Consider the following 12,868-nt stretch of genomic DNA (forward strand, 5'->3'; position numbering starts at 1 on the left):
CAGTACAGATAGGGGGCGGTTACATTATGAAAAGTGAGTTTGCTTTTAAAATTTTCTTAGTAACGACCTGTTTATTTATCGTGTATTTGTATGCGTTTCTCGTCTTTTCTTTTTATGTTCCATATGTTGATTTAATATTGTTCTTCGGATTTATTTGGGCATTTGTGAAAGCAAGAGAAGGAGAGAAGAGTATATATCGGCGCATTACTTTATGTGGGACAGTTATTCTCGTTATTTTGTACTTTTTTATGATGCATGATTTTTGGAGGGGAATGTAAAAAAAAGCATACGGTTAATCGTATGCTTTTTTTGTTTAATATTTTGGCTTAAATGTATGACAACAAGTTTCTACACTCGTTGTTACAGAACTTTCTAGCGTCTCGTTTGTTAAAACCGCGCCTGTATACGAATCATTTGCATTTGATCCAGATTCTTGTGCATCTGGTTGAACAACGATTGCACTTGCTTGACAAAAGTTACCTTGTCCCCAAAATGAACAATTGGAAACAGAGCATTTTACTTCTGGCATAAAACCCCCTCCTTATACATTAGTTTGGGATTTTACGCCCATTTCATGTGTAGAAGGAGTTTCCTTTTCTCGTTATTTTTTCGTTTGTTCGAGCCATTCTTGTAATTTGTCTTTCGGTTGTTCACCGCTAATACGACTTACTTCTTTGCCATCTTTAAAGTGAATGATTGTTGGAGTTCCTTTAATTTTATAGTCATCCCAAGGAGCATCTATTTTTTCAATATCCATAACTTTCATATCAACGTTCAAGTCTTTAGCCATTGGTACTACGACAGGAGATAGCTTTTGACAATGAACGCAAGATGTTTGATAAAAGTATACTGTTTCTTCTTTTTTCTCTTTTAAATTCTTTTGAAGATCTGAAAGAGAGATTTTATTTGTATAGTAGTCAGGGCCATTTGTTTTACTATCAGTAGCATTATCAATTTTTTGGCTAGTAGCATTTTTTTCTTCCATTTGTGTGACAGCGAAAATGGCTGCAAACAGGGCGATAATAATACCACCAAATATAAGCATTTTTTTCATTGTTTCATCTCCTTATTTGTTTTTTATTACAATAAAACTACATACAGCGATTGTAATAAAGCCGATAAGTGCTAAAAACGGGATTGTAATAAAACCAAACCAGTTTATAAATTCTCCGGTGCAGGGTACACGGCCGCAAGCTGCTCCAGCAGCTGAAAATGCTGGGACTTTTTGAATTGCATAGTGATATAAAGAAATACAAGCACCAATACTTGCAATTGGTAAAGAATAACTTGCGATGCGATAATCTTTTTTTGCTACAGCGATACCAAGCCATAAAACGAATGGATACATAAAAATACGTTGATACCAACAAAGTACACAAGGCTCAAATTTCATGATTTCGGAAAAATAAAGACTTCCTAGTGTAGCGATAAAAGAAGCTCCCCATGCGGTAAGTAAAGCATATTCTTGCTTTTTTTCTCGTCCCATATTTTATACCTCTCTTATAATAGTTACATACTAAATTATAGTATAAAGTGGTACAGAAAAGAAAGAAAAAATATGTTTATCAATAAAAGTTTTATAAGGGGAAACTTTTATTGATATAAACATTTTAAAAAAGCGCTATTCTCATAAAGAGAATAGCGCTATATTTTACATTTGAATTTGCTCTACTTCATCTATATGTGACTTTTGGGATGCATGGTCAATATATTGAAATAGGAGCTGCAATTGTTTATCAACTTCTGGTAGTTCTTTACTGTATTGATAAGCGTGTAAAAAATGTTCAATACGCTTAGAAAATAATTGATCGTTCGTTTGAACCATAAGAACGAGTAATTTATCCCAATTACAGCAATACGTGTAATAGAGAGCTTTATCATAGTCGTTATATGTTTGCACTGTGTACCCTCCTTACTGAGGAGTTATATATAGTGTGTGAAAAGCAAGGAGAAATACACTTGAAAGAATTTGTTAAGAAAAAAAGTGAATGAAAAGAAAAAACGAGGTATTTCCTCGTTTTTAAGCTTTTGGCATTGGCGTAGGTGTTGGCTTGCCGTAACCCTCTTTGTATTTATTGTCGATATAGTTGCGAATTTCCAGCGTTGATTTTCCTTTTTGTTTCATCGAAGCAGATTCAACCGCGATTTCTAGGCAATTGACACAAGTCGTCGCGTGGGAATCCCAAACAACTTCACCATTCTTTTTAATTTCACGAATAAAGCAATTTTTATTATTTTTATGTCCTACACTTTCACCGCAACCGCAGTAACATGGAATCCAATCTAATAGCTCTGCATTTTGTCCAGCGACAGTGTAGATATCTTTCATTTGTGGATCAAGCTTGTCTAGGAAGGTAGGGAGTGTGTCGACTCCTTTTGTTTTTTCTTGAATGTCAGCTTGCTGAGTATGCGATGCGTGGTCATGCTCTTCTTTTGATTCAGATGATTTTTTTTCGTTTGTACTAGTAGCTCCGCAACCAGTAAGAATTAAACTCAGTACTGCAAGTAAAGAAAATATATATTTCTTCATACGCTTGTCCCCTTTACAAATGTATTACTCAAATTGTATCAGAGATTATGGTGTACCGGTTGAAGATTTTTTCGACTGATTTTTGAAGCGCCATCGTAGTGAATGGAATAGAAATAGAATTGGTATATAAGCGTATACAATATATAAACCAGCTTGAGATAGCACCGTATTTAATGTATTGATACTTTCACGGTTTGTGAAAAATAGGGACGAAATAAATATGGCTGCGATAAAAAATGGAAGTGTAATTTTAAACGGTATGTGAAACGATCTTTTCGTAATGCAACAAGAAGACCAAATGGTTAAACAAAGATTAGGTAAAATGATAAGATACCATATGAAAATAATGATGTACTCAAACCTTTGGATGAAAGGGACCTTTATGATTTTTAGCATCGTTAGTGTTGGCCAAATTGTGTGATGTAGTTGTCCTTGGCTATAGTACATAAGAGAAACAATCGCTAATATTACGTATAGAAGCGTCGTAAAAGCAATACCACCATGTGCCCATTTATTTACCGATTTTTCTTTTCTAATAAATGGATAAAAAATAAGAATCGCTTCAAACCCGAGAAACTCTAATGCAGATGCTTTCGCTGCAGTTAAAATGTCTAAAGGTGAATGAGTGAGAATTGGGAAAATGTTACGGACATGTGCATATTTCATTGGGTAAACTAAGAAAAATAGGACGAAAATCGGTATGACAACACCCCAAAAACATATTCCTGTTACAGAGCGAAAGCCACCTCTAATTACGTAATAAGCTACAAGTAAAAATAATAAAGTTAATTTCCATGGCTTAATTGTAGGGAAGACCCAAACTTGAATAACTTCAATATATGTACGAAGAACAGTAAGACAAAATAATAGAAGATATGCGGCAAAGCATACGGAAAAAAATGTTCCAATCCATTTACCGAAACATGTCGTATGAATATTCATCAAATCATTATCTTTTTCTAACATTTTAAGCATGCAAAATAATACGATATGAGTTGCAATGCCCGCAACGATAAGGGAGATCCAAGAATCATACCCAGCATATTGCGCAATAATCCTTTGGTATCCTAGCACACCTACCCCAATTTGAAGGGAGTGTAATAGAAGGAATGTGAAATAAGGGGAAACAGTATGTGTTTTATCTTGTCCAGTCATGATAGCACCTCACTATTCTCCGATACCAGATTGTACGATATTAATTTTTACCTTAACAGCAACGTCTACGTTTGGGTACATATCTTGAATTTGTTTCATGTTCCATTTTCTTGAGTGACTACGAATTTCTTCTCGTATACCGATAGGGTCGATTCCTTTTTCTTGGAATTGTTTTATTAATTCGTTTAAATGTTTCTCAAGTGTTTTTTCTACATGTTTTTTTACGTAAGTTACACTTTCACTCTTTGATAAATCAAGCCAGTCAGGGGCATTTTTTATAAGTCCATTTAATTTCAGGCGAATGTGAACTTTCGGAATGTCACCAGTGTCGGAAAGGGAACAAACACTATTTCCAGATAAGTTTTGAGTGGCAATTAACCCTTTATGGTTACCTTGACGTATCGGGACTTCGTAACGGCCATTTTTAGTTGGATTAATGAGTAATTTAAATAAGAAAGAGCCTGCTTTATCTGTATACATAGCTACTTTATCCTTTTTTAAAAAAGCGAGTCCTTTAATGGAAGCAGACTTATCTTCTGTCACTTGAATGTAAGGAAGAAATGGATCACAGCCAGATGAATAAAAATCATATAGAAAAATATTTAAAGCCATCCGAGGAATTGTCTCTGTTTCTATATTTTGCTCCAGTAAATCAGATAGATATAGTGACCCATTTGATTTGATATGTTTGAGCAAATCCTCCGTTGAACCATCTACAAGTGCTAGTTGTACGTCTCGACCAACGTTTGGATCACGTTGTAGGTTGTTAATAATGTCACCAATGCCGCGTTCACCAAATGATTTTCCAAACAGGGCAACACGCATTTGTCCCACGGCAATCGTGTGTGGTGACTTTGCATTTAGAAGTGAAGATATTGTTTCAATCGTGCCGGCAGTAGTTGACTGCGTTTCTGGTTTTGACTGGACCCCTTTTGTGTAATCGGGATAAAGGATCGTCCCGCGAAATTTTTTATCTTTCGTTATGTCAAATCCGCCTACATGAATAATTCGCTGTGTGTCTACTATATTCGGCTGTGTACATCCAGTCTGGAAAATTAAAACGATAATAGCAAAGCATAATAAAATATTTTTCATTTTTCCCCACCGTCGTGCTTTTCTTTCGCTTTGTTTGGATCATAGCGCCATTTCTTTTTCGGCCTTAGATAAGAAGCCCGTCCTGCAGTTTGACTAAATGGAAGGCGAAGGAGTCCTTCAGCTGTACCTAATCCGCGGAATGGATATAAGGGTAATAAATAAGGCGATCCAAGTGATTTTAAGCGAATTAAATGAGCTAATATAAATACAAATCCGACGATGAGTCCGACACCGCCAAACGCTCCAGCTAAAATAATGAGCGGGAAGCGCAGCAATCGGATAGTAGAAGACATTTTTACTGTCGGTGTTGTAAAAGAAGCGAGTGCAGACAATGCAACCGCAATTAATAAAATGGTACTCGTTAAAGCAGCTTCAACAGATGCTTGCCCAATTACAATCCCTCCAACAATACCAATCGTTTGCCCAACTTTAGTCGGTAAACGAGCTCCAGCCTCGCGCAACAATTCAATTGTAATTTCTAAAAAAAGAGCTTCTAACATTGGGGGAAATGGAACGTTAGCTCTTGAATAAATAATCGGACCAAGTAAATCCGCAGGAATCATTTGATAGTGATACGTTAAGACAGCTGTATAAATAGCTGATGAAAATAGAGAGAATGCTGCTCCGAAAAAACGAACTAATCTAAGAAAGGAGCCTGCTATCCATGGTAAATAATAATCTTCTGGAGAGACGAAGAAATCGAGTAATGTCGCTGGTCCAGCTAATGCGTACGGTGAACCGTCTGTTAAAATGACAACTCCTCCATTCAGTAATGAATAAACGGAGCGATCTAAACGCTCTGTAGGTAGCAAAACAGGGAAGGGAGAGTTACTATTATCACTAATAAACTGTTCAATCATAGTTGCATCAAATGGAAAATCAAAGTCAATATCTCGCAGGCGTTGTACTGCAGTATTCACATGCTGTTCATTTGTAATATCCGCCATATAAGCGACTACAATCTTTGTTTTCGAGATAGAGCCAACGGAAAGCTCCTTGAAAATTAATTGCTCTGTTACAATGCTTCGGCGAAGTAAATGTATATTCGTATCAATATTCTCAACGAATCCAATTTTGGGACCGATGACACTATATTCATTTTCTGTATCGTTATATAATCGTGTACCTAAAGCTAAACTTTTAGCACGAATAAGCGCATATTCGGTTGTTTGAGAATCAATTTTCAGCTGTAAAAGTACATAGCCACCTAATAGTTTTTCACGGATATCCTCAATTGAAGGATTGGTGATAATTTCCTCAAGTGTGACGATATTAGCTATGTCATTTATATTTTGAATGCGATCTAACTCTTTTTTGATAGGTGTTAAAATGAATCGATTAATAATAAGTGATTCAACTGTAGATTTATAATAAAACAAACATAATGTCCCATCTTCTATGATGTGATAAGAAGAAAAGTCGCTTGATTCTTTCATAGTATGGATAAATTCTGGAATAGAACAGACAGTTTGTTTTTTCTTTTTTGATGTTACACGAAACATTTGCGCACCCCCCGACATATATCATTTGCTTATGTTAGTTTTTGGGAAAGACGGGAATTTATACTTGAAAATTGAAAGTTCATAAAGAAAAGGAAGAGTATTGAAAATCTCTTCCTTTTTGGCATGTTAATTTGTTTTCTTTTCTTTAATAGACTTCACTAATTTAATCATTTCAGCTCGTATATCTTCTTTTTTTACATTCAGTTTTTCTGCAATTTGTTTAATGTCCATTCCGTCTTTTTTCATTTTTAGTACATCATCAAGAGGAGTATTACTTTTTTGAGAGATGATTGTTAATACCGTGAGCTGACGTAATCCGATATTATATTCTTTCATTTTTTGTTTTAGGCCGTCTGGTGTAGATTTTTGTATATTTGCTAATTCTTGCAGTAGTGCTTTTTTCGTTTCTTTATTCATATGATGCTTTTTCAATTTACTTGGATCTACACCGAAATGCTTTGCTGTTTTCTCCCAAGATTTATTTTGTTTATAGTAAGCTAAAACGTCTTTTATCTCTTTTTTACTCATGCTTGCAATATGAGCAGCTTTCCAAATTTCATGTTTGTTATAGCCGATTTTTTCGAGCGACTGCATTTCTTCTTCTGAAATGAGTTTATGATGATGGAATGCTACTTCTTTTGGTGTGGTAACGGAAGCAGAAGCAGGGAAGGTAGATATCCCACATAATAATGCTGCCATAGTCATACTTACTACGATTTTTTTGTACATATAAATTCCTCCTAGATGGATAATGTGGAAAACTGTACACATATCATTTCCATAAAATGTGAAATACTTGTGAACAAATGAAGTTTTTTTATTCACAGTATAAAATGTCGTTTTTGGAAGTTTTCCAACATAAAACATTGATTAATAGTAAAAAACTAAGGTATAATCGAAATTGAAAATCAATATCAATAACAAACGTATACATATAGATAAGAATAAGGGAGAGAAAAATATGACTACATATACTTCCATCGCAAATGTGATTAAAGAAAGACGTTCTGTTCGTACATTTACAGATAAAGCAGTAGATAAAGAGTTATTAATTGAACTATTAAACGACGCAACATGGGCACCGAATCATAAACACCGTGAACCATGGAATTGTAAATTATACATTGGAGAAGGCCGTCAAAAATTAGTAGACGCAGTATTAAACTCTTTCACAGAAGAAGAAAGAGCGAAACGCGGTAAAATTTTATCCGATCGTTTCTTAAACACGCCGGCACAAATCGTTGTATATATAAATGAAGACCCACGTCAAATTCAACGTGACGAAGATTACGCTGCAACATGTGCATTTATGCAAAACTTCCAACTGCTTGCTTGGGAACGTGGATTAGGTTGTGTTTGGAAATCAGGCGGATTAAACTACAATCCATTATTTATAGAAGGACTTGGTTTAACAAGAGGTCAACGCATCATTGGAATTCTTCACCTTGGTTATTTCGATAAAGCACCAGAAGGAAAAGCTCGTACACCGATTATGGAGAAGATGGAGATTATTGAAGGTTAATAGATGAGACATTCTCGTTTTTATGAGGATGTCTTTTTATTATGCAATCAATCCTCATGAAAGCTTGTTCCTCATCATACACTTTCTTAAGGGAAAGTGTAAGGAGGGAAAATAATGAGAGCAAGTGACGATAAAGCACTGCAATATGCGATTGCGGAAATTACGGAAATTGCGACTGGATTTGGGCTTGATTTCTATCCGATGCGTTATGAAATATGTCCAGCTGAAATTATTTATACATTTGGTGCATATGGGATGCCGACGCGGTTTTCACATTGGAGTTTTGGAAAACAGTTTTTCAGAATGAAATTACAATACGATTTAGGTCTTAGTAAAATATACGAACTCGTTATTAACTCTGATCCATGTTATGCCTTTTTATTAGATACGAACTCGTTAATTCAAAATAAATTAATTGTAGCGCACGTTTTAGCACACTGTGATTTCTTTAAAAATAATATTCGCTTCTCTAATACGAAACGAGATATGGTGGAGAGTATGGCGGCAACAGCTGATCGCGTGAAAGCATATGAGCATAAGTATGGAAAGGCAGAAGTAGAAACATTTTTGGATGCCGTACTTGCCATTCAAGAACATATCGATCCGTCGCTTATGCGTCCGAAACTTGCGTGGAGTATTGATGACTTGGAAGAAGAAGTAGAAAAGAAAAAGGCATCGCAATACGATGATCTATGGAATTTAGATGATCGCAATAAAAAGAGGGAACGTTCCAATGTACGTAAAAAGAAGAAAATTCCACCGCAACCAGAGAAAGATTTACTTCTCTTTATTGAAGAATATAGCCGTGAGCTAGAAGATTGGCAGCGAGATATATTAACGATGATGCGTGAGGAAATGCTATATTTCTGGCCGCAGCTTGAAACGAAGATTATGAATGAAGGCTGGGCATCATACTGGCATCAACGTATACTTCGCGAAATGGACTTAACATCTGATGAAGCAATCGAATTTGCGAAATTAAATGCAGGTGTCGTTCAGCCATCAAAAACGAGCATTAACCCATACTACCTTGGTATTAAAATGTTTGAAGATATTGAAGAACGTTACAACAATCCGACAGAAGAAATGAAACGACGCGGTGTAAAACCGGGATCTGGTCGTGACAAAATCTTTGAAGTACGCGAAATTGAATGGGATGTATCGTTCTTAAGAAACTACTTAAACAAAGATCTCGTAATGAGAGAAGATATGTACTTATTCCAGCGCCAAGGAAAAGAATATAAAGTAATAGATAAAGAATGGGAACATGTACGTGATCAGCTCGTAAATATGCGTACAAATGGCGGCTTCCCGTACTTAGTAGTAGAAGACGGGGACTACTTAAAGAACGGAGAATTGTACATTAAACATAGTTACGAAGGAATTGAGCTCGATTTAAAATACTTAGAAAAAGTATTGCCATATATTCATCAATTATGGGGAAGAACGGTGCATATGGAGTCGATTGTTGAGAGTAAGGGCGTTGTGTTTTCTTATGATGGGAAGATGGTGCATCGGAAGTATGTGTGATGAAAAGAACGGACATAGCATTCTATGTCCGTTCTTTTTTTATTTGGAGTTTTTATTTACCAAACAGGTCGTATATTTGATGATAATTTCTCTGTGTTTTCTTTAGTAACGAATGTTGTTAAGTCTTCTTTGAGCGTTTGCATTCGTTCAGCACCTATGTTTTCAATCCATCGTTGCTCTATTTCAGCTACTATTTCTTCTTTCGCTTTCATTACGGCTAAACCACGTTCAGTTAAAATAATGATTTTGCCTCTTTTATCAGTAGGATGCTTTTTGCGTGTCACATAACCACTGTTTTCAAGAGAATCTATCATTTTGCTTACAGCTTGCTTAGAAACTCCTAAATAATCAGCTAATTCTATACCTGTTGCTCCATTAGGAAGGATACGTTTGAACATAAAACCGTGTGCTGGTCTAATATCTTCAAAGCCCAATTCATTTAATCTGTCATGCAGTTCAGTAATTAATGTACTGAAAGATAACGATAAAAGTGAAGTAAGGTCTAGTTCGTTAAATGTTTGATGATTCATGTATATAACCTCCGTAATTGTGGTCAATTAAGTTGACTACATGTGAAACCTATTGTACTATACAAGATATAGTCAATCAAATTGATTATATCTTGTATAGTACAAATAATGATTTATATAAATAAAATCGACGGAGGTTTCATATGGTTAATATCGTAAAAATTAGAGCTAACGTATTTATTCCAATGTCTTGGACAGAACCGAAGAAGGATATGGAAACAGGAAAAATAATTCAATTCGAAGGTGATTCACGCGAATTTACACCACATGCGGTAAATACTATGCGCTCTAGAGTTGAGCAAGAGGTAGTAGTTGATTTTTATAAAGAAGAAGTGTTTTCATATGCGAACACGGGTATTACGACAGAGAGGGTTACGCATCCAGATGGTTCTGTGAATAAAAGAATAGGAAAAGCGAGTACTGAACATATTGTGTGTAAGAATATCGTATGGAATCTTGATGGTGTGCAATTTAAAATGAGTGCGAGCGCAAGTAATCCGTTAAATATATATGCACCTCCTGTAGATTATTTATTACATGTATGTGTGAAAAAGGATGGTAGTGTTGATATTCAAGGAGAGCATGATGGATTCCCTTGTTTTGAATTTTATAGGCAAGTAGATTTCGGTTCATTTGAAAAAATATATACACATGATTTTAGAGAAACTGGTGATACGGCTGAAGCACTAGGCGGGGAAATGGATTATAGTTTTGTAAAAAGTTTATAAGAAATAAGATAATAATGCAGTGTAGTTGAGAAATGCAAAGGTCAATAAAATCAGTGACTTTTGCATTTTTACTATACGTTAGAAAGGTTCAAAAAAACATAACACTTTACAATATACCCTTTAGGGTATATGATATTATACAAAGTTACAAAGTAATGTATAATGTAGTTATAAATACGGAGGTGGTCTACAGTGGAATACAATCAAGATATGAAAAATAGATTGAAACGTATTGAAGGTCAAGTTCGTGGTGTACTTCGTATGATGGAAGAAGGAAAAGATTGCCGAGAGGTTATTACACAGTTAACGGCATCTCGTTCTGCACTTGATCGTACAATTGGACTTGTTGTGGGAACAAATTTAGAGCAATGTTTACGTGAACAGTTTGAAAGTGGTAACGGTTCAAATGAAGAGTTAATTAAAGAAGCTGTTCAATTACTTGTAAAAAGCCGATAATCTGTCAAACATAAGTGTTGACAGATTTTCAAAAACATTTTAATATACCCATACAGGTATAAGTATATAAATTGTGTAGGAATCGACTATGAGTATAAAAGTGGATATGAGTTTAGATTGTAAAGGATTGGCTTGTCCGATGCCGATTGTGAAGACGAAGAAGGCGATGGAAGGTTTGACATCAGGGCAAGTGATTGAAGTTCAGGCAACAGATAAAGGGTCTACTGTAGATATACAAAGTTGGGCGAGTAAAGTAGGTCATCAATATATCGGGACGAAACACGAAGGCAATCTATTGATACATTACGTTAGAAAAGCACACGAGCATGAAGTGAATGAAGTAGTGAAATATCCTCATACAATTACAAATGCGGAATTGCAAAATATATTATTAAACGGTGAAGAATGTATTGTAGTAGATGTTCGCGAAGCAGCGGAATTCGCTTTTGGTCATATTCCAGCGGCTATTTCAGTTCCATTAGGCGAACTGGGCAGTGCAGCATTAGATCAGACGAAGCAAATTTATGTTGTTTGCCGAACTGGTAACCGTAGTGATGTAGCTTGCCAAATGTTGAAAGAGCGAGGATATTTAAATGTGAAAAATGTCATTCCAGGTATGTTAGAGTGGCAAGGAAATGTGGAAAAGTAAAATTTTTTAAACGAAAATATACCTATGGGAGTAATTAGATGAATGTTAACTCGTTACATGCAAAAGAGGTTGCAGAGAAAGTTTTATTTGGAGAGTTGTTTATTTTAGATGTTCGTAATGAGACGGATTATGAAGATTGGAAAATTGAAGGGAGACAAATTTCTTCTATAAATAAACCGTATTTTGATTTGTTAGATGGTGTAGATCATATTGTAAGTGAATTACCTAAAGATAAAGATGTTTTAGTAGTATGTGCAAAAGAAGGGTCTTCTATATTTGTGGCAGAGCAATTAACAGAGGCCGGATTAGAAAATATTTATTATTTAGCTGGCGGTATGAAAGCTTGGAGTGAATATGTGAAGCCGTTAAAAGTAGGAGATGTACAGGGCGGAGGAAGTATATATCAATTTAACCGTCTTGGAAAAGGCTGTTTATCTTATATGGTCGTTTCAAACGGTGAGGCAGCAGTTATTGATGCGGTAAGAACAGTTGAAGCATATGAAGAGTTTGCGAAAGAGCATGGCGTTACGATTACGAATGTAATGGATACACATTTACATGCAGACCATATTTCGGGTGGACGTAAGTTAGCTGAAAAAGTAGGTGGTGCGTATTGGTTACCGCCAAAAGATGCGGAGGAAGTCGTTTTCTCATATAAATCGCTTGTTGAGGGATCTGTTATTACGGTGGGGGGGACTAAAATTGAAATTGACGCATTATACTCACCGGGGCATACGATTGGAAGTACATCATTTATTGTAGATGATTCCTATTTATTATCAGGTGATATTTTATTTGTAGATTCAATCGGGCGTCCAGATCTTGCTGGAAAGGCTGAAGATTGGGTGAGTGATTTACGAGAAACTTTATATGATCGATATAAAGTACTATCTCAACAATTAATCGTGTTACCAGCTCATTATTCAAAAATAAGTGAAATGGATGAGAATGGTGTTGTGAGCGCAAAGTTAAACGATTTGTTTGCGTATAATGCAGGACTAAACATTGAGGATGAGGGAGAGTTTCGTAAAGTTGTAACGGAGAATTTACCACCTCAGCCGAATGCTTACGAAGAAATTCGTCAAACGAATATGGGTAAAATCCATCCGAGTGTGGATGAAGAGCGTGAAATGGAGATTGGTCCAAACCGTTGTGCAGTTCATGAATAATA

The 12,868-nt window shown here is 35.6% G+C and carries 17 protein-coding genes; 7 read left to right on the forward strand and 10 right to left on the reverse strand.

All coding sequences use genetic code 11. From position 1 onward, the window contains the following. Positions 1 to 26: 26 nt before the first annotated feature. Positions 27 to 278: a hypothetical protein gene (locus PDL00_RS31695; protein ID WP_242254501.1), complete on the forward strand. Its 252-nt coding sequence runs from the start codon at positions 27 to 29 to the stop codon at positions 276 to 278. Between the two features lie 35 nt (positions 279 to 313). On the opposite strand, the gene PDL00_RS31700 is transcribed toward PDL00_RS31695, so the two are convergent. The 9 genes from PDL00_RS31700 to PDL00_RS31740 form a co-directional block, all read right to left on the reverse strand. Continuing rightward, positions 314 to 529, reverse strand: coding sequence for a DUF1540 domain-containing protein (locus PDL00_RS31700; RefSeq protein WP_098273367.1), 216 nt, complete (start codon positions 527 to 529; stop codon positions 314 to 316). Positions 530 to 601: 72 nt separating this feature from the next. After that, on the reverse strand, positions 602 to 1,054 hold the full coding sequence (locus PDL00_RS31705; protein ID WP_097818492.1) for a thioredoxin family protein: 453 nt from the start codon (positions 1,052 to 1,054) through the stop codon (positions 602 to 604). A 12-nt stretch (positions 1,055 to 1,066) separates the two neighbouring features. After that, a complete protein-coding gene (locus PDL00_RS31710; protein ID WP_000532264.1) occupies positions 1,067 to 1,486 on the reverse strand; it encodes a disulfide formation protein C in 420 nt (139 codons plus the stop codon). 165 nt (positions 1,487 to 1,651) lie between these two features. After that, positions 1,652 to 1,900, reverse strand: coding sequence for a YhdB family protein (locus tag PDL00_RS31715; RefSeq protein WP_048526289.1), 249 nt, complete (start codon positions 1,898 to 1,900; stop codon positions 1,652 to 1,654). 120 nt (positions 1,901 to 2,020) lie between these two features. After that, complete coding sequence (locus PDL00_RS31720) at positions 2,021 to 2,530, reverse strand: PCYCGC domain-containing protein (RefSeq protein ID WP_242254502.1); 510 nt, start codon at positions 2,528 to 2,530, stop codon at positions 2,021 to 2,023. Positions 2,531 to 2,575: 45 nt separating this feature from the next. Continuing rightward, positions 2,576 to 3,685, reverse strand: a complete 1,110-nt coding sequence (locus PDL00_RS31725) for a GerAB/ArcD/ProY family transporter (protein ID WP_242254503.1) — start codon at positions 3,683 to 3,685, stop codon at positions 2,576 to 2,578. Between the two features lie 12 nt (positions 3,686 to 3,697). Beyond that, entirely contained in the window at positions 3,698 to 4,780 is a 1,083-nt protein-coding gene (gerYC, locus tag PDL00_RS31730) for a spore germination protein GerYC (RefSeq protein ID WP_242254504.1), read from the reverse strand. Next, positions 4,777 to 6,282: a spore germination protein gene (locus PDL00_RS31735; protein ID WP_270733525.1), complete on the reverse strand. Its 1,506-nt coding sequence runs from the start codon at positions 6,280 to 6,282 to the stop codon at positions 4,777 to 4,779. Before PDL00_RS31735 ends, gerYC begins: the two co-directional genes overlap by 4 nt. Positions 6,283 to 6,408: 126 nt before the next feature. Continuing rightward, complete coding sequence (locus tag PDL00_RS31740; protein WP_270733527.1) at positions 6,409 to 7,011, reverse strand: hypothetical protein; 603 nt, start codon at positions 7,009 to 7,011, stop codon at positions 6,409 to 6,411. 232 nt (positions 7,012 to 7,243) lie between these two features. Here PDL00_RS31740 and PDL00_RS31745 point away from each other — a divergent pair, with 232 nt between their 5' ends. Then, positions 7,244 to 7,804 carry a nitroreductase family protein gene (locus tag PDL00_RS31745; RefSeq protein ID WP_270733529.1) on the forward strand — a complete coding sequence of 187 codons (561 nt, stop codon included), beginning with the start codon at positions 7,244 to 7,246 and terminating at the stop codon, positions 7,802 to 7,804. Between the two features lie 114 nt (positions 7,805 to 7,918). Further along, complete coding sequence (spoVR, locus tag PDL00_RS31750; RefSeq protein ID WP_242254515.1) at positions 7,919 to 9,334, forward strand: stage V sporulation protein SpoVR; 1,416 nt, start codon at positions 7,919 to 7,921, stop codon at positions 9,332 to 9,334. 56 nt (positions 9,335 to 9,390) lie between these two features. Here spoVR and PDL00_RS31755 read toward each other — a convergent pair whose 3' ends face one another. Continuing rightward, complete coding sequence (locus PDL00_RS31755) at positions 9,391 to 9,864, reverse strand: MarR family winged helix-turn-helix transcriptional regulator (RefSeq protein WP_270733531.1); 474 nt, start codon at positions 9,862 to 9,864, stop codon at positions 9,391 to 9,393. Between the two features lie 143 nt (positions 9,865 to 10,007). Here PDL00_RS31755 and PDL00_RS31760 point away from each other — a divergent pair, with 143 nt between their 5' ends. From PDL00_RS31760 to PDL00_RS31775, 4 genes are all read left to right on the forward strand, one after another. After that, a complete protein-coding gene (locus PDL00_RS31760; RefSeq protein WP_242254518.1) occupies positions 10,008 to 10,592 on the forward strand; it encodes a DUF3238 domain-containing protein in 585 nt (194 codons plus the stop codon). 192 nt (positions 10,593 to 10,784) lie between these two features. Beyond that, positions 10,785 to 11,048 carry a metal-sensitive transcriptional regulator gene (locus PDL00_RS31765; protein ID WP_000456206.1) on the forward strand — a complete coding sequence of 88 codons (264 nt, stop codon included), beginning with the start codon at positions 10,785 to 10,787 and terminating at the stop codon, positions 11,046 to 11,048. An 88-nt stretch (positions 11,049 to 11,136) separates the two neighbouring features. Beyond that, positions 11,137 to 11,697, forward strand: coding sequence for a sulfurtransferase TusA family protein (locus PDL00_RS31770; RefSeq protein ID WP_242254519.1), 561 nt, complete (start codon positions 11,137 to 11,139; stop codon positions 11,695 to 11,697). Between the two features lie 38 nt (positions 11,698 to 11,735). Beyond that, positions 11,736 to 12,866, forward strand: coding sequence for an MBL fold metallo-hydrolase (locus PDL00_RS31775; protein ID WP_270733534.1), 1,131 nt, complete (start codon positions 11,736 to 11,738; stop codon positions 12,864 to 12,866). The last annotated feature ends 2 nt before the right edge of the window (positions 12,867 to 12,868 follow it).

Source organism: Bacillus cereus group sp. TH152-1LC, assembly GCF_027710505.1.
GTDB lineage: Bacteria > Bacillota > Bacilli > Bacillales > Bacillaceae_G > Bacillus_A > Bacillus_A mobilis.

Coding starts and splice junctions, on each gene's coding strand:
- PDL00_RS31695 (WP_242254501.1), top strand. CDS start 27: ATGAAAAGTGAGTTTGCTTTTAAAATTTTCTTAGTAACGACCTGTTTA.
- PDL00_RS31700 (WP_098273367.1), bottom strand. CDS start 529: ATGCCAGAAGTAAAATGCTCTGTTTCCAATTGTTCATTTTGGGGACAA.
- PDL00_RS31705 (WP_097818492.1), bottom strand. CDS start 1,054: ATGAAAAAAATGCTTATATTTGGTGGTATTATTATCGCCCTGTTTGCA.
- PDL00_RS31710 (WP_000532264.1), bottom strand. CDS start 1,486: ATGGGACGAGAAAAAAAGCAAGAATATGCTTTACTTACCGCATGGGGA.
- PDL00_RS31720 (WP_242254502.1), bottom strand. CDS start 2,530: ATGAAGAAATATATATTTTCTTTACTTGCAGTACTGAGTTTAATTCTT.
- PDL00_RS31725 (WP_242254503.1), bottom strand. CDS start 3,685: ATGACTGGACAAGATAAAACACATACTGTTTCCCCTTATTTCACATTC.
- gerYC (WP_242254504.1), bottom strand. CDS start 4,780: ATGAAAAATATTTTATTATGCTTTGCTATTATCGTTTTAATTTTCCAG.
- PDL00_RS31735 (WP_270733525.1), bottom strand. CDS start 6,282: ATGTTTCGTGTAACATCAAAAAAGAAAAAACAAACTGTCTGTTCTATT.
- PDL00_RS31740 (WP_270733527.1), bottom strand. CDS start 7,011: ATGTACAAAAAAATCGTAGTAAGTATGACTATGGCAGCATTATTATGT.
- PDL00_RS31745 (WP_270733529.1), top strand. CDS start 7,244: ATGACTACATATACTTCCATCGCAAATGTGATTAAAGAAAGACGTTCT.
- spoVR (WP_242254515.1), top strand. CDS start 7,919: ATGAGAGCAAGTGACGATAAAGCACTGCAATATGCGATTGCGGAAATT.
- PDL00_RS31755 (WP_270733531.1), bottom strand. CDS start 9,864: ATGAATCATCAAACATTTAACGAACTAGACCTTACTTCACTTTTATCG.
- PDL00_RS31760 (WP_242254518.1), top strand. CDS start 10,008: ATGGTTAATATCGTAAAAATTAGAGCTAACGTATTTATTCCAATGTCT.
- PDL00_RS31770 (WP_242254519.1), top strand. CDS start 11,137: ATGAGTATAAAAGTGGATATGAGTTTAGATTGTAAAGGATTGGCTTGT.
- PDL00_RS31775 (WP_270733534.1), top strand. CDS start 11,736: ATGAATGTTAACTCGTTACATGCAAAAGAGGTTGCAGAGAAAGTTTTA.